This window comes from Micromonospora andamanensis (assembly GCF_016863495.1).
GTDB lineage: Bacteria > Actinomycetota > Actinomycetes > Mycobacteriales > Micromonosporaceae > Micromonospora > Micromonospora andamanensis.
The window spans coordinates 1-22,305 of sequence record NZ_BOOZ01000018.1 but is presented as its reverse complement, the minus strand read 5'-3'; the positions used below and the strand labels follow the sequence as shown (position 1 = coordinate 22,305).

The window sequence follows — 22,305 nt, the reverse complement described above, 5'->3', positions numbered from 1 at the left end:
GATGGCGAGCGTGTCCGTGGACGAGGCGATGCGTCGTGCGATCGAACTCGCGGCGCGCGGGCTCGGCACCACAAGTCCCAATCCCGTCGTCGGCTGCGTGCTGCTCGACGTCGACGGCGAGGTGGTCGGCGAGGGTTTCCACGCGTACGCGGGGGGACCGCACGCCGAGATCGTGGCGCTGGCCCAGGCCGGCCAGCGGGCCAAGGGCGGCACGGCGGTGGTCACCCTGGAACCCTGTGACCACATCGGCCGCACCAGCCCCTGTAGCACGGCGCTGGTCCAGGCGGGGGTGGCCCGGGTCGTCATCGCGGTACCGGACCCGAACCCGGTCGCCACCGGTGGCGCCGCCACGTTGCGGGCCGCCGGCGTCCGCGTCGACCTGGGGGTACGCGGCGCCGAGGCGGAGAGCGGCAACGTGGCCTGGCTGACCGCCATGCGCCGGGGCTGGCCGTACGTGATCTGGAAGTACGCGGCGACCCTGGACGGGCGTTCCGCGGCGGCCGACGGCACCAGCATGTGGATCACGTCCGAGGCGGCCCGGATGGACGTGCACGCGCTGCGCGCCACTGTCGACGCGGTGGTCGTCGGCGTGGGCACGGTGCTCGCCGACGATCCCCGGCTCACCGTGCGCAACCTGCGCGACGGCAGCCTCGCCATCCGGCAGCCGCTGCGGGTGGTGGTCGACTCGGCGGGGCGTACCCCGGCTGACGCCCGGGTCCGCGACGGCGCCGCCGGCACCTGGGTGGCCACCGCCGCCGAGGTGGGCACCGGCCCGGACGGCGGCGTCGACCTGCCGGCGCTGCTCGCCGCCCTGCACGCCCGAGGGGTCCGGGCCGTGCTGCTGGAGGGTGGCCCCCGGCTCGCCGGGGCGTTCCTCGCGGCCGGCCTGGTCGACCGGGTGGTCGGCTACCTCGCGCCCAGGCTGCTCGGCGCCGGGCCCGCCGCGCTCGTCGACGCGGGTGTGACCACCATCGCCGAGGCAATCGACCTGGAACTGACAGACGTTACGCAGGTCGGTCCCGACCTGCGGATCACCGCGCTGCCCCGGAAGAGGGAGGGCTAGGCATGTTCACCGGCATCGTCGAGGAACTGGGCGAGGTCGTCGGGGTCACCCCGACGGCGGAGGACTCGACAGTGGTATCGGTCCGTGGCCCACGTGTCACCTCCGACGCACGACATGGCGACTCGATAGCGGTCAACGGGGTCTGCCTGACGGTCGTCGACGTCGACGGCGGGGTGTTCACCGCCGACGTGATGGGCGAGACGCTGCGCCGTTCGGCGCTGGGCGCACTGCGGACCGGCGACCGGGTGAACCTGGAACGCGCCGCCGCGCTGGGCAGCCGCCTCGGCGGTCACCTGGTGCAGGGGCACGTCGACGGCGTGGGCGAGGTGCTCTCCCGGGAACCGGCACCGAGGTGGGAGACGGTCCGGTTCCGGTTGCCCGCCGCGCTGTCCCGGTACGTGGTGGAGAAGGGCTCGATCACCGTCGACGGGGTCTCGCTGACCGTGGCCGAGGTGGGCGACGACTGGTTCGCCGTCGGCCTGATCCCCACCACCCTGTCGGCGACCACGCTCGGCACCCGGTCCGTGGGTGACCCGGTCAACCTGGAAATGGACGTGCTGGCCAAGTACGTCGAACGGCTGCTGGCCGGTCGCACCGTCGACGGGGCGGAGGTGTCGGCATGACCTTCGCCGACATCGAGCAGGCCGTGGCGGAGATCGCCGCCGGCCGGCCGGTCGTGGTGGTGGACGACGCCGACCGGGAGAACGAGGGTGACCTGATCTTCGCTGCCGAGCTGGCCACCCCGGAGCTGCTGGCCTTCATGGTGCGGCACACCTCGGGCTTCATCTGCGTACCGCTTGTCGAGAGTGAGTGCGACAGGCTCGACCTGCCGCCCATGCACCACACCAACCAGGACCGGCGGCAGACCGCCTACACGGTGACCGTCGACGCCCGGGAAGGGGTGACCACAGGCATCTCGGCGGCCGATCGGGCGCACACCATCCGGCTGCTCGCCGACCCGGCCACCGGCCCGACTGACCTGGCTCGGCCGGGGCACGTGGTGCCGCTGCGGGCTCGTCAGGGCGGGGTGCTGCGCCGTCCCGGGCACACCGAGGCGGCCGTGGACCTGACCCGGCTGGCCGGTCTGCGCCCGGCCGGCGTGCTCTGCGAGCTGGTGAACGACGACGGCACCATGATGCGGCTGCCGGACCTGGAGAAGTTCTGCGCCGAGCACTCGCTGGCCCTGATCACCATCGCGGACCTGATCGCGTACCGGCGGCGTAACGAGAAGCAGGTCGAGCAGGTCGCCGACGCCCGGATGCCCACCGAGCACGGGGTGTTCCGGGCCCTGGGCTACCGCAGCGAGTACGACTCGGCCGAGCACGTGGCGTTGGTGATGGGCGAGATCGGTGACGGCCGGGACGTGCTGGTGCGGGTGCACTCGGAGTGCCTGACCGGTGACGTCTTCTCGTCGGTGCGCTGTGACTGCGGGCCGCAGCTCAACGCCGCCCTGGACCGGGTGGCCCGCGAGGGGCGGGGCGTGGTCCTCTACGTGCGCGGTCACGAGGGGCGTGGCATCGGGCTGCTGCACAAGCTCCAGGCGTACCAGTTGCAGGACCAGGGCCGCGACACGGTGGACGCGAACCTCGACCTCGGCCTGCCGGCCGACGCGCGTGACTACGGCACCGGCGCGCAGATCCTCTACGACCTCGGGGTCCGCTCGATGCGGCTGTTGACCAACAACCCGGCCAAGCGGGCGGGGCTTGAGGGCTACGGCCTGACCATCACCGGCCGGGAGGGGCTGCCGGTGCGCCCGCACCCGGAGAACGTACGTTACCTGCGGACCAAGCGGGACCGGATGGGGCACCTGCTCGACCAGCTTGACGAGGTGTCCGAGGCGCCGATGGGGCGTCCGGTGCCCGGCAGAGAGATCGGAGCGTAGGACAGATGGCGGGTTTCGGGGAGCCGGGTTCGGCTCCGGTCGACGCGGCCGGGCTGACCGTAGGTGTGGTCGCCGCGCGCTGGCACGGTGACCTGACCGACCACATGCTCGACCGGGCGGTGGCCGCCGCGCAGGCGTGCGGCGCACGGGCGGTGGTGGCCCGGGTGGCCGGCTCGGTGGAGCTGCCCGTGGTGGCGCAGGCGCTGGCCCGACGCTGTGACGTGGTGGTCGCCCTCGGCGTGGTGGTACGCGGTGCCACCGCCCACTTCGACTACGTCTGCCGTTCGGTCACCGACGGCCTGACCCGCGTCGCCCTCGACGAGGGCAAGCCGGTCGCCCACGGCGTGCTGACAGTCGACACCATCGAACAGGCCCGCGACCGGGCCGGCCTGCCCGACTCCGCCGAGGACAAGGGCTGGGCGTCGACGGTCGCCGCCCTCGACGCCGCCCTGGCCGTCCGCCAGGTCGCCACCTCCGCCAACCAGCGCGTCGGCTTCGGCACCTGACCCCCACCCCACCCGCCCCAGGGTGGTGGGTGGGGTGGGGTGGGGGTCAGGTGAGGTTGGGGGCTTTTGCGGCCTCGGTGAGCCATTGCGTTTCGAGTTGCTTGAGGACGCCGTTTCCCATGAGCTGCCCGACCGTCGCGCTGACGCAGCCGGTGAGCGGGGAGTCCTTACCCAGCAGCAGGCCGAACGCCTCCGGGCTGCCCACCTGGGGCAACTGCCCGACGACCAACGCGTCGTCGATCTCCGCGCCGGTGATGTCGAAAGCGGTGGGCAGGTCCACCACCAGGCCGTCGATCCGCCCGTCCCGCAGGGCCTTCTTGGCGTCGTCACTGCTGTCGTAGGTCCGTGGCTCGGACTTCGGCTTCACCACGTCGGTGATGGCCTGGTGGCCGGTCGTGCCGGCCTGGGCACCGAGCCGGGCGTCGCGCAGCTCGGCGAGCGCGGTCCGTCCGGCGATCTTGGAGGACTTCAGCGTGATCACCGCCTGCCGGACCAGGTGGTACGGCGCGGAGAAGTCGACAGCCTGCTTGCGCTCGTCCGTGATCGAGAACCTGTCGATGCCGAAGTCGAAGTTCTTCGGCCCGGGCGCGACGGCGGCGTCGGACGCCACCCGTGTCCAGGTGACGTCGTCGCGGGCGTAACCGAGCTGCTCCGCCACCGTGTAGGCCACGGCGGCCTCGAAGCCCTGACCGTTGTCCGGTTCGTCGTCGACGAACCACGGCTGCTCGGCCGGCTCGCCGGTGGCGATGGTGAGCTTGCCGGCAGTCTCGGTGGGCAGGCTGTCCTTGGTGCACGCCACTGTCGACACGGTGGGCATGGGTGCGGGCTGGGCCTGCGACGTGCAGGCGCTGGCCGCGAGCAGAACGGCCGCTGCGGTGGCGAAGGCGAGGGTACGCGGGGTGGTGACCATGGCGGACAGCGTACGACCAACATAGGCGGGGATCGAAGGGTAGTCCCATCGCCCAGGTAGGGAATTCCGGTCCCGTCCACCGGTCAGCACCCACCCGGTGCGCGTGGCGACCGAGGGCGACTGCGAGAATCCGTCTCCGTGAAGACGTTCGAGGAGTTGTTCGCGGAGTTGCAGGCCAAGGCAGCGGCCGGCACCCCCGGCTCGGGCACGGTCGCCGCACTGGAGAAGGGCGTGCACTTCATCGGCAAGAAGGTCGTCGAGGAGGCCGCCGAGTCGTGGATGGCCGCCGAGCACGAGGGGCCCGAGCGCACCGCCGAGGAGATCTCCCAGCTGCTCTACCAGGTCCAGGTGCTGATGCTCGCCAGCGGTCTCGACCTGAAGGACGTCTACCGACATCTGTGAGTGCCCCCACCGTCGACCCGGAACCGATCGAAGGAGCACTCCGTCATGCTGCGTGTCGCCGTACCCAACAAGGGCGCCCTGGCCGACTCGGCCGCCCAGATGCTGCGTGAGGCGGGCTACCGCCAGCGCACCGACACCAAGGACCTGGTCTGCCGCGACCAGGCCAACGACATCGAATTCTTCTACCTGCGGCCGAAGGACATCGCCACCTACGTCGGCTCCGGTGACCTGGACGTCGGCATCACCGGCCGCGACCTGCTCATCGACTCCGGCGCGCCGGCCGAGGAGATCGTCGACCTGAACTTCGGCCGGGCCACCTTCCGGTTCGCTGCCCGGCCCGACGACGTCGACGACGTACGGGAGCTGGGCGGGCACCGGATCGCCACCGCGTACCCGGGCCTGGTCGAGCGGCACCTCACCGAGCTGGGCGTCAAGGCCGACGTGATCCGCCTCGACGGGGCCGTGGAGAACGCCATCCGGCTGGGCGTCGCCGACGTGGTCGCCGACGTGGTCGAGACCGGGGCTACGCTGCGCCAGGCCGGCCTGGTGGTCTTCGGTGAGCCGCTGCTGCGGTCCTCGGCGGTGCTCGTCCGCCGCACCGGCGCGGCCTCGCACCCGCAGGCCGAACAGCTGCTGCGCCGGCTGCACGGGGTGCTGGTGGCCCGCCGCTACGTGATGCTCGCCTACGACGTGCCGGCCGGGCTGCTGGACCGGGCCAGCTCGCTCACCCCGGGCATCGAGTCGCCGACGGTCTCCCCGCTGCACCGGGAGGGCTGGGTGGCCGTGCAGGCCATGGTGCTCCGCGACGACGTGCACCGGATCATGGACGAACTCTACGAACTCGGCGCCCGGGCGATCCTGGTCACGAACATCCACGCCTGCCGGCTGTGAGTCGGCCGCCGGTAGCGCTCGCACTCACGCTCGTCGCCCTCGGGGGGATCGCCTCGGCGGCCCAGGGCGCGGTGAACGCGGAGCTGGGGCAGCGGGTCGGCAACGCCTCCCTGGGCGCGGTGGTCAACAACCTCGGCGGCTGCCTGCTGGTCCTGGTCGGCCTGCTGGCGCTGCCGTCGATGCGGACCGGGCTGGTCGCCCTGCGGCGGTCCCGCCTGCCCTGGTGGACGTACCTGGGTGGGCTGGGCGGGGCGGCCATCGTGGTGTTCGCCGCGTACGCCGTTCCGGTGCTCGGGGTCGCGGTGTTCACCATCGCCCAGGTCGCCGGTGGCAGCCTCGGCGGGCTGGCCTCGGACCGGGCCGGCCTGGCCCCGGTGGGCCGGCTGCCGCTCACCGTGCCCCGGCTCGCCGGGGCGCTGCTCGGGGTGGCCGCGGTGGCCCTCGCGCAGGCCGGCCAACCCGTCGGTGACCTGGCCGTCGGTCTGCTGCTGCTCGCGGTGGCCGGCGGCGTCGCCGTGGCCTTGCAGGCCGCGCTCAACGGCCGGATCTCCGCGGCCGGGTCGGCCGCCGCCGGGGTCGCTGTCAACTTCGTCGTCAGTACGCCTGTGGTGCTGCTCGTGGCGGCGTTGGCCGGCGCGTTCACCGGCCCGTCGATCCGCTGGCCCGACGGCTGGCACCTGTACACCGGTGGACTGCTCGGGGTCGGCATCGTGGCCAGCCTGGTCGTCGGGGTACGCGCGGCGGGGGTGCTGCGGACCGGTCTGGCCCTGGTCGGCGGACAACTCGCCGGTGCCCTGCTGTTGGACGTGCTGCTGCCGCAGGGGCCGGGTGCCCGGTTGCCGGTGCTGGCCGGCGCGCTGCTCACCCTGCTCGCGGTGCTTGTCGCCGGGCGCGGCCCACGCACCCGCGCCACCGCACCCGAGGTCGACATCAGTGTGGCGGCGGAGGGCCCGCCGGAACCGGATGGCAGACTTGTGCCATGAGCGAGCGGCGGGACGCGACGCAGCCAAGTGCCGGCACGGGCGAGCGCGAGCGGGCGACCGGCACCGAGCCGATCAAGCTGCGACCGCGACGGATCCGGCTGGTCTGCTGGGTGTCGGCCATCCTGCTGGTCGTGGTCTTCGCGCTGGTCGCCACCACGCTTACCGGACCGACAGGTAACGGCTACGGCACCTTCCAGCGGGGTGACCAGTTCGCCATGATCGGGCTCGGGATCGTGTTCGCCCTGGGCGCGCTGCTGTTCACCCGACCTCGGGTCGAGGCGGACATGCGGGGTGTCCGGGTCCGCAACATCATCGGCTCGTACGAACTGCCCTGGGAGGTCGTCCGGGGAGTCCGGTTCGACAGGGGCGCCCCGTGGGCGGCGCTGGAGCTGTACGACGACGATCTGCTCCCGGTCGTCGCCCTCCAGGCAGCCGACAAGCAACTGGCCGTGGACGGCGTCCGGGCGCTGCGCCGCCTGCACCAGGCGCACCTGACTGCCGTCACCGAGCGCGCGGCTCGCTGATCCGTCCCGCCGGGCGGGTCGGTTTGAGGTGCCCGTTACCGAGGGTGTAGTGTTGTCGAGTCGACCAGGCTGTCCGCTCCGGCGGGTGGCCGTGAAAGCGGAGCGCCTGCTCCCACCCGAGTCGCCGCCTGTGGCGTCCGGGTCCGGTCACCGGTTCCGGGCATGTCCCGGTCCCGGATGCGCGATCCTGTGATCGTGCCGACCGGTCGAGCGGGCCCTGGCATATGCCGGGGCCTTCTACTTTCCGGGCCGGCTCCCACCGGGAGCCACCGGGTCGGCCACGCATGAAGATCCGACTCGAGGAGGCCCCATCAGCGTCGAACCACGCGTGAACGAGCAGATCCGGGCACGTGAGGTCCGACTGGTCGGCCCCGAGGGTGAGCAGGTGGGCATCGTCCCGCTGGAGCGCGCCCTTCAGCTGGCCGCGGACGTCGATCTGGACCTGGTCGAGGTTGCGCCGATGGCGCGCCCGCCGGTGTGCAAGCTCATGGACTTCGGCAAGTTCAAGTACGAGAGCGCACTGAAGGCGCGCGAAGCGCGGCGTAACCAGCAGCAGACCGTCATCAAGGAAATGAAGCTCCGGCCGAAGATCGATCCGCACGACTACGAGACCAAGAAGGGTCACGTGGTGCGGTTCCTCAAGGCCGGCGACAAGGTCAAGGTGACGATCATGTTCCGCGGTCGCGAGCAGAGCCGCCCGGAGCTGGGCTACCGGCTCCTGCGCCGGCTCGAGTCCGAGATCACGGAACTGGGATACGTGGAGTCCGCTCCTAAGCAGGACGGCCGAAACATGATCATGGTTCTCGCTCCGCACCGGGCCGTGAAGGCATCCGCGGTCGCCGCCACGGCGTCCCGTGGTGGGCCCCGGGAGCGGACCGCGGAGGAGCCTGCCACCGCGGTGGCCACCGAACCTGCGGTGACAAGTGAGAGCGCAGCAGCCGGTGAGACCGGCACGACCGCTGACACCAGCGGTCAGTAACAGGGGAGAAGACGTTCCACATGCCGAAGATGAAGAGCCACACGGGGACGGGTAAGCGCGTCCGCGTGACCGGCAAGGGCAAGATCATGAAGCAGCAGGCCGGTCTGCGGCACAACCTGGAGAAGAAGCCCTCCACCCGTACCCGCCGGCTGACCGGCGTGGTCGAGGCCGCCAAGTCCGACGTCAAGCGCCTCAAGAAGCTGCTCGGCCGCTGACGCGCGCCACCTGAATCCAAGAAGGAGTTGAGATGGCACGCGTCAAGCGGGCTGTGAACGCCCAGAAGAAGCGCCGTACCCTGCTGGAGACCGCGAGCGGTTACCGCGGTCAGCGCTCCCGGCTGTACCGCAAGGCCAAGGAGCAGGTGCTGCACTCGATGCAGTACGCCTACCGGGACCGTCGCGACCGCAAGGGCGACTTCCGGCAGCTGTGGATCCAGCGGATCAACGCGGGTGCCCGCGCCAACGGGATGACCTACAACCGGCTGATCCAGGGCCTGCGCCTGGCCGGCATCGAGGTCGACCGCAAGATCCTGGCCGACCTGGCCGTCAACGACGCCGCCGCGTTCGCGGCGATCGTCGAGCTGGCCCGGGCCGCCGTGCAGGCCGAGGGCACCGGCGGCGCGCCGGCCCAGGCCGCCTGAGTCCCACGCAGCGCAGCGAGGCGCCCCTCGGCGACGGGGGGCGCCTCGCGCGCGTGGCCGAGACGATCATGCTTTTCACACCGCGTACGCCCCGGGTGGTGGCCGCACGCCGACTTCAGCGTCGCCGCGAGCGCGACACCACCGGCCGGTTCCTGGCCGAGGGACCACAGGCGGTCCGGGAGGCCCTGGGGCGCCCCGGCACCGTGCTGGAGCTGTTCGGCACCCCGGCCGCCCTCGATCGGTACGCCGACCTGGCGGCGACCGCCGCCCGCGACGACGTACCCGTCTCCGAGGTGACCGACGACGCCGTCGCCGCGCTCGCCGAGACCGTCGCCCCGCAGGGGCTGGTCGCCGTCTGCCAACACCTCGACGTGGCCCTGACCGTCGCGCTGTCCCGGAGCCCCCGGCTGGTGGCCGTGCTGGCCGACATCCGTGACCCGGGCAACGCCGGGACGGTGTTGCGTACCGCCGACGCGGCCGGTGCCACAGCGGTGATCTTCACCGGCGACGCCGTCGACCCGTACAACGGCAAGTGCGTCAGGGCGTCGGCAGGCAGCCTGTTCCACGTCGATGTGGTCCGGGAACGCGACCCGGCCGCGACGCTCACCGCGGCACGGGCCGCCGGGCTGACCGTGCTCGCCGCCACCGGCCACGGCGACGACGACCTGGACGCGCTTGCCGACGCCGGCCGGCTGGCCGCACCGACGGCCTGGCTGTTCGGCTCCGAGGCGCACGGCCTGCCCGCCGAACTCGCCGAGGCGGCCGACGCCCGGGTCCGGGTGCCGCTGCACGGGCGGGCCGAGAGCCTGAACCTGGCTGCGGCGGCGGCTGTCTGCCTGTACGCTTCAGCGAGAGCACAGCGCTGACCCGAGGTCACGCGCACATGACGGAGGAGATGCGGCCCCGATGGTGAACGCACCACGGCGTTCGTTTAGCCAGCCCGCCGGTGTCGGCGGGCGGCGGGCCTGACCTGCTCTCCACGCGACTCCCACCGGCGGGCTGCGGCACAGCCGCGCGTCCGTAGACTCGCCTAGCCGCCCGCGAGGGCTGGCGCCGTCGTGAGGGAGTGCCCGTACGCCATGACTTACCGCAACGATCCGTACGACCCGAAGCAGGTGGCCCTGCTCGACCCGGCTGCCCTGGCCGAGGCCGTGACCGAGGCCGAGAAGGCGTTCGCCGCCGCCGGTGATCCCGACGCGCTCACCGCGATCCGCCCGGCGCACCTGGGGGACCGGTCCCCGGTGTCGCTGGCCCGCCGGGAGATCGGCGCGCTGCCACCGGCCGCCAAGGCCGACGCCGGCAAGCGGGTCAACGAGGCCCGCCGGAACATCGAGCAGGCGTACGCCGCCCGCGCCGAGGTGCTGGATCGGGAGCAGGCCGAGCGGGTCCTGGTCGCCGAACGAGTCGACGTGACGCTGCCGTACGACAGGCGTCCGCGTGGCTCCCGACACCCGATCACCCTGCTGATGGAGCAGATCAGCGACCTGTTCATCGGGATGGGCTACGAGGTGGCCGAGGGGCCCGAGGTCGAGCTGGAGTGGACGAACTTCGACGCGCTGAACATCCCCGCCGACCATCCTGCCCGCGGCCTGATGGACACCTTCCACATCGCACCTGAGGGTTCCGGCCTGGTGTTGCGTACCCACACCTCGCCGGTGCAGGCGCGCACCATGCTCACCCGGACCCCACCGATCTACGTGGTCGTGCCCGGCCGGGTCTACCGCACCGACGAGTTGGACGCCACCCACTCCCCGGTCTTCTACCAGGTGGAGGGCCTGGTGGTGGACAAGGGCATCACCATGGCGCACCTGCGCGGCACCCTCGACCACTTCGCCCGGGCCATGTTCGGCGAGGGAGCGAAGACCCGGTTCCGGCCGCACTACTTCCCGTTCACCGAGCCGTCGGCAGAGTTCGACGTGTGGTTCCCGGAGCACCGCAAGGGCCCGCAGTGGGTCGAGTGGGGCGGCTGCGGCATGGTCAACCCGCGGGTGCTGCGGGCCTGCGGCATCGACCCGGAGGTCTACTCCGGATTCGCCTTCGGCATGGGCATCGACCGCACTGTGATGTTCCGGCACGGGGTGGGCGACATGCGGGACCTGGTCGAGGGCGACGTCCGGTTCACCCGGGCGTTCGGCCACGGGGCTTAGTGCGGGCGCGAGTTACGGAGACGGTGGTTACAAGTCATGCGAGTTTCTCTGAGTTGGCTGCGCGAGTACGTCGACCTTCCCGACCTGTCCGTCGACGAGCTGGAGCGGGCCCTTGTCGACCTCGGCATCGAGGTCGAGTCCATCGTGGACCTGTCCGGTACGGTCACCGGGCAGTTGGTGGTCGGTGAGGTTCTGGAGATCGAGGAGCTGACCGGCTTCAAGAAGCCGATCCGGTTCTGCCGGGTCAACGTGGGTGCCGCCAACGGCACCGGCGAGCCGCAGGAGATCGTCTGCGGTGCCCGCAACTTCGCCCCGGGCGACCGGGTCGTGGTGATCCTGCCCGGCGGGGTGCTGCCGGGTGGTTTCGCCATCGGTGCCCGCCGGACGTACGGGCGCAACTCCAACGGGATGATCTGCTCGGTCAAGGAACTGGGCCTGGGCGACGACCACTCCGGCATCCTGGTGCTGCCCGAGCACGTGGTGGCCGAGCCCGGCGACGACGCCCGGCCGGTGGTCGGCCTCAACGACATCATCGTCGAGGTGGAGATCACCCCGGACCGGGGCTACCAGATGTCCCTGCGCGGGCTGGCCCGTGAGCTGGCGCACGCCCTCGGTCTGGACTACTCGGACCGGGGCCGGATGCCCGCGACGCCCGGCACGCCCGAGCCGGCGTACCCGGTCGAGGTGCGCGACCCGGTCGGTTGTGACAGGTTCGCGGCCCGGATGGTGCGCGGCGTCGACCCGACGGCGCAGACCCCGGACTGGATGCGGCAGCGCCTCACCGTCGCCGGCATCCGCAGCATCTCGCTGCCTGTCGACATCACCAACTACGTGATGCTCGAACTCGGCCAGCCGATGCACGCCTTCGACGCCGACCGGATCGCCGGTCCACTCGTGGTGCGCCGGGCGGTACCGGGGGAGAAGCTGACCACGCTCGACGGGGTGACCCGCGCCCTCGCCCCCGAGGACATGGTCATCTGCGACGCCGGGCTGCCGAACCCGCTCGCCGCCGAGGGCGACGGCACGCCGATCTCGCTCGCCGCCGTGATGGGCGGAGAGACGAGCGAGGTCCTGCCGGGCACCGTCAACGTGCTCTTCGAGGCCGCGCACTGGGACCCGGCGATGGTCGGCCGCACCGCACGCCGGCACAAGCTGTTCAGCGAGGCGGCGAAGCGCTGGGAGCGGGGGGTGGATCCGGCGCTGCCGCTTGTCGCCCTGGACCGGGCGGTCGGGCTGCTCACCTCGTACGCGGGCGGCACCGCGAGCGAGCAGGTGCTGGACATCGACCACGTCCGGCCGCGTACCCCGGTCACCCTGCCGGCCGACCTGCCCAGCCGGCGGGTCGGTGTGGACTACCCGCCGGCCCGGGTGGTCGCCCTGCTGGAGCAGGTCGGCTGCACCGTGGCGCGCGGCACCGACCGGCTGGCCGAGGACCCGGGCGAGGTGGCGGTGACCGCCGGTGGCGGTGAGACGCTGAGCGTCACCCCGCCGACCTGGCGGCCCGACCTGACCGACCCGGCGGACCTGGTCGAGGAGGTGGTCCGCCTCGACGGGTACGACAAGGTGCCGTCGGTGCTGCCGACCGCGCCACCCGGCCGGGGTCTGACCTGGCAGCAGCGACGCAACCGGGCGGTGTCCCGGGCCCTTGCCGAGCGGGGCCACGTCGAGGTGCTGGCGCACCCGTTCGTCGCCACCGAACTGGCCGACCAGCTCGGCCTGCCCGCCGACGACAGGCGCCGCCGGACGGTGCGGTTGGCCAACCCGCTGTCGGAGGAGGAGCCGCTGCTGCGCACCACGCTGCTCGGCCCGCTGCTCGGTATCGTCCGCCGCAACCTCGGCCGTGGCCTGCGGGACCTGTCCCTCTACGAGATCGGCACGGTCTTCCACCCCCGGCCGGACGCCGGCAGCCCACCGGCGATGGGCGTCGACCGGCGGCCCACCGACGCGGAGTTCGCCGCCGCCGACGCGGTGGTGCCGGATCAGCCCCGGCACGTCGCTGTCGTACTGACCGGCGACATCGAGCCGGCCGGCTGGTGGGGTGGTGGCCGGGCAGCCGGCTGGGCGGACGCCGTCGAGGCGGGTCGGGCGGTGCTCGCCGCCGCCGGGGTGCCCGACCAGCGGGTCGAGGTGCGCTCCGCCGAGTACGCCCCCTGGCACCCGGGCCGCTGCGCGGAACTGCTCGTCGACGGCACGGTGGTGGGCCACGCCGGTGAGCTGCACCCGCAGGTCGTGGCGACGCTGGAGCTGCCGAAGCGCACCTGCGCCATGGAGCTGAACCTGGACGCCCTGCCGTCGGCCCCGCCGGTCGGCGCGCCGGCGGTGTCGACGTTCCCACCGGCGCTCATCGACGTGGCGCTGGTGGTGGACGAGTCGGTGCCGGCGGCACAGGTGCGGCAGGCGCTCGCCGAGGGCGCCGGTGAGCTGCTGGAGTCGGTGCGTCTCTTCGACGTGTACGCCTCGGAGCAGCTCGGCGCCGGACGCAAGTCGCTTGCCTACAAGCTCACCTTCCGCGCGCCGGACCGGACGCTGACGGTGGAGGAGGCGGTGGCCGCGCGGGACGCCGCCGTCGCCCGGGTGGCCGAACGTTTCGGGGCCACCCTCCGGGGCGCCTGACGGGCGGGTAAGGGCTCCTCTCCCCGACGCCTCGCGTCGGGGAGAGGAGCCCTTACCGTCGCCGTGGGACGCTCCGGTGACATGCGCTGGGTGATGGCGATGGTGCGGTGGGTGACAGGTCGACCGAAAGGTCAACACCGATAGCTGTTTGGTTACCCGCGAGTCATGTCCGAGCGGTTAGCCTGCTTGGATTCCGAGTGCCGCCACCGTCACCACCCCGCCACCCCCACGGGAGTCCCCCTCATGTCCGATGATCCACCCGCCTCGGTCGACGTCTGCATAGTCGGTGGTTGTGGCCGGGTGGGCCTGCCACTGGGCATCGCCTTCGCCGCCCGTGGGCTGTCCGTCGTGCTGTACGACATCAACGCCGAGGCGGTCGCGGGCGTCAACGCGGCCACCCTGCCCTTCGCCGAGCCCGGCGCGGCGGCTCCGCTGGCCGAGGCGGTGGCCGCCGGGCGGCTGCGCGCCACCACCGACCCGGCTGCCGTCGGGCTCTCCGAGCACCTGATCGTCGTGGTGGGCACGCCCGTCGACGAGCACCTCAACCCGGATCTCGGTGCCGTGCCCCGGGCGCTGGAACGCTGCGCCGAGCACCTGCGGGACGGTCAACTGATCGTGCTGCGCAGCACCGTCTACCCCGGGGTCACCGCGCTCACCGAGAAACTGCTGGCCGGCAAGGGCCTGCGCGCGGACGTGGCGTTCTGCCCGGAGCGGATCGCCGAGGGCCGGGCGATGACCGAGCTGTTCACGCTGCCGCAGATCGTGGCCGCGCGGACCCCGGAGGCGCTGACCCGGGCGGAGAAGCTGTTCCGGCACCTGACCGACCAGATCGTCCCGCTCGAACCCGAGGAGGCCGAGCTGGCGAAGCTGTTCACCAACACCTGGCGGTACATCAAGTTCGCCACCGCCAACCAGTTCTGGATGATGGCCAACGACTTCGGGCTGGACTTCGCCCGGATCCGGCACGCGGTGGCGTACGACTACCCGCGCGCCGCGGACCTGCCGATGCCCGGCTTCGCCGCCGGACCGTGCCTGTTCAAGGACACCATGCAACTGGCCGCGTTCAACCGGAACAACTTCGTCCTCGGTCACTCGGCGATGCTGATCAACGAAGGGCTGCCGCTGTACCTGGTGTCCCGCCTGGAGGACCGCTTCGACCTGGCCAGCTCGACGGTGGGCATCCTCGGCATGGCGTTCAAGGGCGGCAGCGACGACCCCCGGGAGAGCCTGGCGTACAAGCTGCGCAAGATCCTGGCGTTGAAGACGCGGGAGACGCTCTGCACCGACCCGTACGTGGCCGACGAGCGCTTCGTCGACCTCGACGAGGTGCTGCGCCGGGCGGACCTGTTGGTCATCGCCGCGCCGCACGAGCAGTACGCCCGTCTCGACACCGACAAACCGGTGATCGACATGTGGGGTCTGACCGGGCAGGGGGTGCGGGTGTGATGAATCCCCGGGTGTCGGTGATCGTGCCGGTCTACAACGAGGGTGAGGCGATCGTCCGCTGCCTGGAGCGGATGCTGCGCGAGCTGATGCTGCCCGCCGAGGTGCTGATCGTGCACGACATGCCGGAGGACACCACGGTCCCGTACGTCGAGCGGATCGCGCGTACCGACCCGAGGGTCCGGGCGGTGCTCAACACCTACGGTCGGGGCCCGGCCAACGCCATCCGGTTCGGCATCGACGCCGCCCTGGCGCCGGTCGCGGTGGTCACGATGGCCGACGGGTGTGACGATCCCCGCCAGATCGACGAACTGGCCCGGTTGGTCGACCGGGGCGTGGTGGTCGCCGCCGCCTCCCGGTACATGCCGGGTGGCCAGCAGGTCGGCGGGCCGAGGCTGAAGCGGATGATGTCCCGCTGGGCCGGGCGCAGCCTCTACACCTTCGCGCGGGCGGGCACCCGGGACGCCACGAACAGCTTCAAGGCGTACGACACGGCGTTCGTCCGGGAGGTCGGCATCGAGTCGCGGACCGGCTTCGAGATCGGGCTGGAACTGACCGCGAAGGCCACCCGGCTGCGCCTGCCGGTGGCCGAGATCCCGACCATCTGGCTGGACCGGCCACTCGGCGAGTCCCACTTCGACCTGGGCCGCTTCCTCCCCGGCTACCTGCGCTGGTACCTGTTCGCCTACGGTCGACGGCTGAGCCGGGAGAAGCTGACCGCCCGGGTGCGGACGGCGGCCGTGCCGAGTCCGCGCGGCACCGAGTTCGAGAAGACGGCATAGGAGCGTACGTGGCGAAGGTCCTGGTAACTGGTTCGGCCGGCTTCATCGGTGGCTATCTCGTCGCGGAGCTGCTCGACCGTGGCCACGAGGTGGTGGGTGTCGACAACTTCTCGAAGTACGGCCCGGTCGCCCAGAGCCACGAGGGGCACCCGCGGTTCCGGTTCGTCGAGGGGGACGCCCGCGACACCGATCTGCTGACCGGGCTGCTCGACGGCTGCGACCACCTGGTCGCCGGTGCCGCCATGATCGGTGGGATCTCCTACTTCCACGCGTACGCCTACGACCTGCTCGCCACCAACGAGCGGATCATGGCGGCCACCTGCGACGCGGCGATCCAGGCGCACCGCGCCGGTCGCCTGTCCAAGGTCACCTACCTCTCCTCCTCGATGGTGTTCGAGTCCACCGAGCACTGGCCCAGCCGGGAGGGCGACGAACGGCGCATCCCGCCGCCGCTGTCCTCGTACGGCTTCCAGAAGCTGGCCGTGGAGTACTACGCCCGGGCGGCCTGGGACCAGTACCAACTGCCCTACACGATCGTGCGACCGTTCAACTGCGTAGGCGTGGGGGAGGGGCGGGCGCTGGGCCAGGCCGAGGTGCTCTCCGGCAACGTCAAGCTGGCCATGTCGCACGTCGTACCCGACCTGGTGCAGAAGATCGTCAAGGGGCAGGATCCGCTGCACATTCTCGGCGCGGGCGACCAGGTGCGGCACTACACCTACGGCGGCGACCTGGCCCGGGGGATCGCGCTCGCGATCGAGCACCCGGCGGCCCGGAACGAGGACTTCAACCTCTCCACCGCCGAGTCGACAACGGTCCTGGAACTGGCCGAGCTGATCTGGCACAAGATCAAGGGCGCTGACGTTCCGTTCCGGCACGTAAGCGACGACCCCTTCCAGTACGACGTGCAGAAGCGCGTACCGGACACCACGAAGGCCCGCGAGGTGCTCGGTTTCACCGCGACCACGTCCCTGGATGAGATGCTCGACGAGGTCATCCCCTGGGTCACCCACGCGGTCGACGAGGGCCGCCTCTAGGTGTGCACTCTCGGCAAGCCGGCCGGAGCGGCTGTCGTCCGAGGTCATCCGGCCTGGTGACGCCCGTTCCGGCCCGGTTCGGCTGGCACGGTTGCTGTACTTCGCTGCTGTACTGCTAGCGGCTGTCGGGTCCAGCCGATGAAGCGGCGGTGCAGTGCGCCGGCCGGTGCCCAGGGCATGTCCTCGGCCGCCTGAACGAGATAGCCGCCGAGGTACAGCGCCAGCGACACCGGCGCGTCGGCGTACTCCGCGCGTAGCTCCCGCCGTCGGGTCGGGCACGGCCAGGGCAAGTCGCAGCCGCCGCAGCTCCAGGTCGGCAGCACCGGGCCGTGGGTGGTCACCGCACCCCCTCCAGGAACCGGGCGACGCTCGCGCGAGCCTGCCGGCTGGTCGCCCAGTCCACCTGCCAGCAGGGGTACGGGGCGAGCCGTGACCACCACGCCCGGCATCCGGCGCACATGCCGTCGAGCCCTCGGACGTGCACCACGAGGATCGCCTGCTCCGGGCCGCCGGTCACTGCTCGTTCTCCTGCGGCCAGTGGCCCCGGTTGATCGGGATACGGTGCCGAGCACGGCACGGCAGGTCGGCTCCGCACCGGCAGACACGCCGCCACGGTTGCCACGACCACACCGGGCGATGCCGCCGCGCGAAGGTCAACGCGGTGGCCGACAGGTACTCGTCGTACGAGACGCGCCGCTCCCGCGACATCGACGTATCCCTGCCCGCTGCCGGATGCTGTTGTACGCCTCGCGCCTGGTCCAACAGCCGCCGCCGGGCGGCGTCCTGCTCCATCGTCTGGATGCGCTGGCCGAACCCCGACACCGCCGGTGACGACGGGAAGTACCGGCTGACTATTCGCCGCAGGAGTCCAATAGCCACCGCCACCGGTCCGGCCCTCCCTCCTGAGGACACGGAGGGCAATCTGCTGATGTGCCTCGATCCGCGCCCGATTGCAGAGGTCAAGCCTCACGCTGCGCGCGTTGTCGATCCAGAAGGTGACTGTCCGCTAACCAGGTGTGCTGTCCGCTGGTGGTCGACGTCCCGGGGCGTACTCGATGCACAGATCACGCAATGTCGCGGCCTCGGGTACCCCCGACTGCTCCACCTTCGCCAGCAACTCCGCAGCCCGCCACCAGTTCGACGGCACCACCCGCCCGGACGCCACCGCCTGCGCCCCCAGTGCCACCGCCTCATCCGGCTGACCGGCAGCGACCAGGGCAAGGCCAAGGTCGAGACGAGCCGACGCGGACCGGCGGGGCCGCGCTCCCACATCACCGTGCGGATCCAGATCCGTCAACACCGCCCGCGCCACCTGCTCGGCACCAGGGTCACCCGCCCACGCCAACGTCGTCGCCGTATACGCGGCGGCCTTAGCTGGGTCGTACCGATAGTGGTGCTCGGCGCGCTCGGGAACAGCCAGATTCGCCGTCAGCCGCTCAACCCGGTCCAACGCGCGCCGAGTCGCACCCACGTCCCCGATCCGCGCCCACGCACGAGCCTCCTGAGCAGTCGCCTGAATGCGGGCGGAGCTACCCTTCGGGGCGACCCGCTGAGCCTGATCGGAAAGATCGAGTGCCGTCCGGTAGTCACCTTGAGTCAATACATCCCAGGCCCGGGTTTCGAGACACCATGCCTGGATCTCGCCATGCTCCGCATGCTCGGCAAGATCACGAGCAGCTCGCAAGTGAGCAGCCGCAGCACTCCGCTGCCGCAAATCGATGTGGACGGTCGCCCGCAGCACCGCCAGCCAGCCACCGGCAATCAACAGCCGACGCCGTTGAGCAAGCGTGACCCGTCCATCCAGCAACCGCCCCACATAGGCGAGGTGCCGCCGCACCAACGGCAAGAGATCCGCCGGAGCCATCGTCGGATAGGAACTGGCAAGGTCGTCAACGCCCTGCTCGATCCGATCGAGCACGTCTCTGCTCACGTCACTGGCGGCGGCTCTCGCAAGCAGCTCGACGGCCTCGGCGGCGTGGTCGATCGGCGCATCGACCAGGCCAGCAAGCACGCCTCCCGCGTCGAGAATCTGGTCCAAGTGGCGCGCCGTGTCCGCTGTCGGAGCCTTCAGCCCTGTCTCTAACTCGTGCAGATGACTTTTACTCCGATGAGCGAGCCGCCCGAGGGAACGAAGCGACAGAGCACGCCGCTCCCGAAACTCACGCAGAGCTACGCCGAAGCGCGGATCGACGGACGAGGCCATAACGCCGCTCCAAGCTCAACAGGCCAGGCGAACCTGCCCAGCCGCCACCCCATCGACCGTACCCTCAACGTCGCACGCCGTTGACCCCTCGCTTGTAAGTTCTGGGCGCTCCGTCCGGGGTGGTCCATGCACGTCGCTGACGTCGAGCGCTGATCCTTCGTCGGCTGGCTTCGGCTCGCCGTATTCGACCCTGTTGCTGTCACCGTTGCTGTCGACAGTGACAGGGCCACCAGCGTTAAGTTTCGCGGACTGCCAGTTTGGAAATCGGATAGACCCAGGGCACGCGGATCAGCGACGGTTGCGGCTTCGCCGGACCGCCCAGACTCCCCCAACGATGGCTACTGCCGTTGGCAGGAGACAGCACAGGGCGAGAACGACCAGGTGCCACGGCTTGAGTGCTCCCATGGCCGCGACGGTAGTCGCGGTTGACCACCGCCGTTGCCCCAGCAGTGCGACAGAGTCAGGTTCCCGACGAACGCAGCTCAGCGTCCTCGCCGGTCAAGACCCCGAGTCGTGGCGCAGTGGGGATCTGATGCCTTCGTCCCGAAAGAACCAGCGTGCGTTTGTGACCTGCGCTGACGGCATGGCTGACCTGCTGAAACAGTCCGTCATCGGCCGGGCTCGTCCAGTAATGTCCGCACCCGTCGTCACCCAGCTTGTCACTCATCGCTGGCGACCCCGACGCTCGATCACCCAGAGCGCCAGACCCGGTGGAACCGTTAACGTAGCCAGCAGCAGGACGCCTGCCGCCAGGCCGTCCCGCCACAACAGGTCACCGGAGAACAGAATCAGGCTTGTCGGTATCGCCAGCATGATGACGGCCAGGAGTTCCACGACCTGTTCCCAACGCTTACGGTCGCGCCGGCCGTGCCTCAACGCTCCTCCTTCCAACCGTCACCCGAGCTGGGTCAGCCTAGCCATGTCGCCCTGGCTACCGTCAGTTTGGAAGGTGCCGTGATCGATGTGAGCTACGGCTGACTTTGTCGAACTGCCTCGACGAATGGGTGCGGTCGGTCGGATCGGTTGCTGGCGAGCCCCGTCCGGCCCCCGACTTCATTCTCATGCGGCTTACTGTATGAACTTGCAACGCGCGCGCCGCTGCTGTTAGCCTCGCTGCATAGTCATGCGGAGGTGGGTATGGGAATTCGGGCTGCGGTGGCCGGGGCGAGTGGGTACGCCGGTGGTGAACTGCTCCGCCTGCTCGCCGGGCACCCCGAGTTCGAGGTGGTCGCCGCCACCGCGCACAGCCAGGCCGGGCAGCGGCTGGACGCCGTTCACCCGCAGCTGACCGGGCTGGACGTGACCCTCGGCGCGACCACGCCGGAGGTGCTGGCCGAGGCGGATCTGGTCTTCCTCGCCCTGCCGCACGGCGAGTCTGCCGCCCTCGCGGCGCACCTGCCCGCCGGCGTCCGGATCGTCGACCTCGGCGCCGACCACCGGCTCGTCGACGCGGACGCCTGGGCCCGTTACTACGGCGGACCGCACGCGGGTACGTGGACGTACGGCCTGCCCGAACTGCCCGGCCAGCGGGAGCGGATCGCCGCCGCCGACCGGGTGGCCAACACCGGCTGTTACGCGGCGACGATCACCCTCGCGCTGGCCCCGCTGATCGCCGCCGGTGCCGCCCGACCGGACGACGTGGTGGTCGTCGCCGCGTCCGGCACCTCGGGTGCGGGCCGGGCCGCCAAGGCCCACCTGCTGGCCAGCGAGGTGATGGGCGACCTGTCGCCCTACAAGGTGGGCGCGCACCAGCACGTACCCGAGATCAAGCAGGCCACCGGGGTGACCGGCCTGTCGTTCACGCCGGTGCTGGCACCGATGCCGCGCGGCATCCTGGCCACCGTCACCGCGTTGCCGACAGGCGAGGTCGACCCGCGCACGGTGCTGGCGCAGGCGTACGCGGACGCGCCATTCGTGCACCTGCTGCCCGAGGGGCGGTGGCCGCACACGGCGGCCACGCTGGGCGGCAACTCCTGTCACCTACAGGCCACCGTCGATGTCGACTCCGGCCGGCTGATCGTGGTCGCCGCGTTGGACAACCTCGGCAAGGGTGCCGCGGGCCAGGCGGTGCAGAACGCCAACCTGATGTTCGGTCTGCCCGAGACCACGGGCCTGTCCGTCTGGGGGACCGCGCCATGACCGTGACCACACCCCGAGGATTCCGGGCGGCCGGGGTGGCCGCCGGCCTGAAGACCAGCGGCGGGCCGGATGTGGCGCTGGTGGTCAACGACGGCCCCGACACCGGTGTCGCCGGGGTCTTCACCGCCAACCGGGTCAAGGCCGCGCCGGTGCTCTGGACCCAGGAGGTGGTCGGTGGCGGCAGCGTACGGGCGGTGGTGCTCAACTCCGGCGGTGCGAACGCCTGCACCGGGCCGGCCGGCTTCCAGGACACCCATGCCACCGCCGAGCACACCGCCGCCGCGTTGACCTCGGCCAACCCGCAGGAGGTCGGCGCGGGTGAGGTGGCGGTCTGCTCCACGGGGCTGATTGGCGAGCGGCTGCCCATGGACCGGCTCCTGCCCGGGGTCGACGCCGCCGTCGGGAGCCTGGGCGACAACGGTGCTGACGCCGCCGAGGCGATCATGACGACGGACACCCGGCCGAAGACCACTGTTGTCTCCGGCGACGGCTGGACCGTCGGCGGCATGGCCAAGGGCGCCGGCATGCTGGCCCCGGCGATGGCGACGATGCTCTGCGTCCTCACCACCGACGCGGTGGCCGGGTCGGCGACGCTCGACGCGGCGTTGCGAGCGGCCACCCGGGTCACCTTCGACCGGGTGGACTCCGACGGCTGCATGTCGACGAACGACACGGTGCTGCTGCTGGCCAGCGGCGCCTCGGGGGCCACGCCGAGCGAAGCGGAACTCGCTGCGGCGGTCACCGCCGCCTGCCACGACCTGGCCCAGCAGTTGCTCGCCGACGCCGAGGGCGCCACCAAGCAGGTCGCCATCGAGGTCGTCGGCGCCGCCGACGAGGACGACGGGGTCGAGGTGGGGCGGGCGGTGGCCCGCAACAACCTGGTCAAAACGGCACTGTTCGGCAACGACCCGAACTGGGGTCGGATCCTCGCCGCCGTCGGCACCACGAGCGCCGCGTTCGAGCCGGACGCCGTGGACGTGGCGGTCAACGGCATCTGGGTCTGCCGGGCCGGTGCGGCGGCCGAGGACCGTTCGAAGGTCGACCTCTCCGGCCGGGACGTCACCATCCGGATCGACCTGCATGCAGGTGCCGCCGAGGCGACGGTGTGGACGAACGATCTGTCGCACGCCTACGTGCACGAGAACTCGGCCTACTCGACGTGAG

General features: G+C 71.4%; 23 protein-coding genes and 1 pseudogene. 19 read left to right on the top strand and 5 right to left on the bottom strand.

The window, feature by feature from the left end; genetic code table 11:
• The first annotated feature begins 1 nt into the window (after nucleotide 1).
• Genes ribD through ribH form a run of 4 tightly spaced genes read left to right on the top strand, consistent with a single transcriptional unit; the run spans nucleotide 2 to nucleotide 3,451 of the window.
• Complete coding sequence (gene ribD, locus Van01_RS16925) at nucleotides 2-1,063, top strand: bifunctional diaminohydroxyphosphoribosylaminopyrimidine deaminase/5-amino-6-(5-phosphoribosylamino)uracil reductase RibD (RefSeq protein ID WP_204008087.1); 1,062 nt, start codon at nucleotides 2-4, stop codon at nucleotides 1,061-1,063.
• 2 nt (nucleotides 1,064-1,065) lie between these two features.
• Entirely contained in the window at nucleotides 1,066-1,686 is a 621-nt protein-coding gene (locus tag Van01_RS16920; protein ID WP_204008085.1) for a riboflavin synthase, read from the top strand.
• Complete coding sequence (locus Van01_RS16915; protein WP_204008083.1) at nucleotides 1,683-2,945, top strand: bifunctional 3,4-dihydroxy-2-butanone-4-phosphate synthase/GTP cyclohydrolase II; 1,263 nt, start codon at nucleotides 1,683-1,685, stop codon at nucleotides 2,943-2,945. Before Van01_RS16920 ends, Van01_RS16915 begins: the two co-directional genes overlap by 4 nt.
• Nucleotides 2,946-2,950: 5 nt before the next feature.
• Nucleotides 2,951-3,451, top strand: a complete 501-nt coding sequence (gene ribH / locus Van01_RS16910; RefSeq protein WP_204008081.1) for a 6,7-dimethyl-8-ribityllumazine synthase — start codon at nucleotides 2,951-2,953, stop codon at nucleotides 3,449-3,451.
• Between the two features lie 46 nt (nucleotides 3,452-3,497).
• On the opposite strand, the gene Van01_RS16905 is transcribed toward ribH, so the two are convergent.
• Entirely contained in the window at nucleotides 3,498-4,361 is an 864-nt protein-coding gene (locus tag Van01_RS16905) for an ABC transporter substrate-binding protein (protein WP_204008079.1), read from the bottom strand.
• A gap of 138 nt (nucleotides 4,362-4,499) precedes the next feature.
• Between Van01_RS16905 and Van01_RS16900 the strand changes: the two genes are divergently transcribed.
• From Van01_RS16900 to Van01_RS16840, 13 genes are all read left to right on the top strand, one after another.
• The gene (locus tag Van01_RS16900) at nucleotides 4,500-4,763 is read left to right on the top strand and encodes a phosphoribosyl-ATP diphosphatase (protein WP_088947482.1); all 264 of its coding nucleotides are present in this window, start codon (nucleotides 4,500-4,502) and stop codon (nucleotides 4,761-4,763) included.
• A 45-nt stretch (nucleotides 4,764-4,808) separates the two neighbouring features.
• Nucleotides 4,809-5,654, top strand: coding sequence for an ATP phosphoribosyltransferase (gene hisG, locus Van01_RS16895; RefSeq protein WP_204008077.1), 846 nt, complete (start codon nucleotides 4,809-4,811; stop codon nucleotides 5,652-5,654).
• The gene (locus Van01_RS16890) at nucleotides 5,651-6,637 is read left to right on the top strand and encodes a DMT family transporter (RefSeq protein ID WP_204008075.1); all 987 of its coding nucleotides are present in this window, start codon (nucleotides 5,651-5,653) and stop codon (nucleotides 6,635-6,637) included. Before hisG ends, Van01_RS16890 begins: the two co-directional genes overlap by 4 nt.
• Nucleotides 6,634-7,161 (top strand): PH domain-containing protein, encoded by a 528-nt coding sequence (locus Van01_RS16885; RefSeq protein ID WP_204008072.1) that lies wholly within the window; start codon nucleotides 6,634-6,636, stop codon nucleotides 7,159-7,161. The genes Van01_RS16890 and Van01_RS16885 overlap by 4 nt, the downstream gene beginning before the upstream one ends.
• A 328-nt stretch (nucleotides 7,162-7,489) precedes the next feature.
• Entirely contained in the window at nucleotides 7,490-8,140 is a 651-nt protein-coding gene (gene infC / locus Van01_RS16880) for a translation initiation factor IF-3 (protein WP_204008070.1), read from the top strand.
• Nucleotides 8,141-8,160: 20 nt separating this feature from the next.
• The gene (gene rpmI / locus Van01_RS16875) at nucleotides 8,161-8,355 is read left to right on the top strand and encodes a 50S ribosomal protein L35 (protein ID WP_013732809.1); all 195 of its coding nucleotides are present in this window, start codon (nucleotides 8,161-8,163) and stop codon (nucleotides 8,353-8,355) included.
• Between the two features lie 32 nt (nucleotides 8,356-8,387).
• Entirely contained in the window at nucleotides 8,388-8,780 is a 393-nt protein-coding gene (gene rplT / locus Van01_RS16870; protein ID WP_093404272.1) for a 50S ribosomal protein L20, read from the top strand.
• Nucleotides 8,781-8,848: 68 nt separating this feature from the next.
• Nucleotides 8,849-9,646, top strand: a complete 798-nt coding sequence (locus Van01_RS16865) for a TrmH family RNA methyltransferase (protein WP_204008068.1) — start codon at nucleotides 8,849-8,851, stop codon at nucleotides 9,644-9,646.
• Between the two features lie 213 nt (nucleotides 9,647-9,859).
• A complete protein-coding gene (gene pheS, locus Van01_RS16860; RefSeq protein WP_204008066.1) occupies nucleotides 9,860-10,927 on the top strand; it encodes a phenylalanine--tRNA ligase subunit alpha in 1,068 nt (355 codons plus the stop codon).
• A 36-nt stretch (nucleotides 10,928-10,963) separates the two neighbouring features.
• The gene (pheT, locus tag Van01_RS16855) at nucleotides 10,964-13,540 is read left to right on the top strand and encodes a phenylalanine--tRNA ligase subunit beta (RefSeq protein ID WP_204008064.1); all 2,577 of its coding nucleotides are present in this window, start codon (nucleotides 10,964-10,966) and stop codon (nucleotides 13,538-13,540) included.
• 243 nt (nucleotides 13,541-13,783) lie between these two features.
• Nucleotides 13,784-14,986 carry a nucleotide sugar dehydrogenase gene (locus tag Van01_RS16850; RefSeq protein ID WP_204008061.1) on the top strand — a complete coding sequence of 401 codons (1,203 nt, stop codon included), beginning with the start codon at nucleotides 13,784-13,786 and terminating at the stop codon, nucleotides 14,984-14,986.
• A complete protein-coding gene (locus Van01_RS16845) occupies nucleotides 14,986-15,765 on the top strand; it encodes a glycosyltransferase family 2 protein (protein ID WP_204008053.1) in 780 nt (259 codons plus the stop codon). Before Van01_RS16850 ends, Van01_RS16845 begins: the two co-directional genes overlap by 1 nt.
• Before the next feature lie 8 nt (nucleotides 15,766-15,773).
• Nucleotides 15,774-16,799: an NAD-dependent epimerase/dehydratase family protein gene (locus tag Van01_RS16840; RefSeq protein ID WP_204008050.1), complete on the top strand. Its 1,026-nt coding sequence runs from the start codon at nucleotides 15,774-15,776 to the stop codon at nucleotides 16,797-16,799.
• Nucleotides 16,800-16,843: 44 nt separating this feature from the next.
• Here the strand turns inward: Van01_RS16840 and Van01_RS16835 are convergent, their stop codons facing one another.
• From Van01_RS16835 to Van01_RS16815, 4 genes and pseudogenes are all read right to left on the bottom strand, one after another.
• Entirely contained in the window at nucleotides 16,844-17,140 is a 297-nt protein-coding gene (locus tag Van01_RS16835; protein ID WP_204008048.1) for a hypothetical protein, read from the bottom strand.
• A pseudogene (locus Van01_RS33650) lies at nucleotides 17,137-17,496 on the bottom strand (hypothetical protein); the annotation flags it as partial. The gene Van01_RS16835 and the pseudogene Van01_RS33650, both read right to left, overlap by 4 nt.
• Before the next feature lie 309 nt (nucleotides 17,497-17,805).
• Nucleotides 17,806-19,002 carry a helix-turn-helix domain-containing protein gene (locus Van01_RS16820; RefSeq protein ID WP_204008043.1) on the bottom strand — a complete coding sequence of 399 codons (1,197 nt, stop codon included), beginning with the start codon at nucleotides 19,000-19,002 and terminating at the stop codon, nucleotides 17,806-17,808.
• A 663-nt stretch (nucleotides 19,003-19,665) separates the two neighbouring features.
• Nucleotides 19,666-19,878 (bottom strand): hypothetical protein, encoded by a 213-nt coding sequence (locus tag Van01_RS16815; RefSeq protein WP_204008041.1) that lies wholly within the window; start codon nucleotides 19,876-19,878, stop codon nucleotides 19,666-19,668.
• A gap of 261 nt (nucleotides 19,879-20,139) precedes the next feature.
• On the opposite strand from Van01_RS16815, the gene argC reads away from it, so the two are divergent.
• Both argC and argJ read left to right on the top strand, forming a co-directional pair.
• The gene (gene argC, locus Van01_RS16810; protein WP_204008039.1) at nucleotides 20,140-21,141 is read left to right on the top strand and encodes an N-acetyl-gamma-glutamyl-phosphate reductase; all 1,002 of its coding nucleotides are present in this window, start codon (nucleotides 20,140-20,142) and stop codon (nucleotides 21,139-21,141) included.
• Entirely contained in the window at nucleotides 21,138-22,304 is a 1,167-nt protein-coding gene (gene argJ, locus Van01_RS16805; protein WP_204008037.1) for a bifunctional glutamate N-acetyltransferase/amino-acid acetyltransferase ArgJ, read from the top strand. The genes argC and argJ overlap by 4 nt, the downstream gene beginning before the upstream one ends.
• Nucleotide 22,305 lies beyond the last annotated feature (1 nt).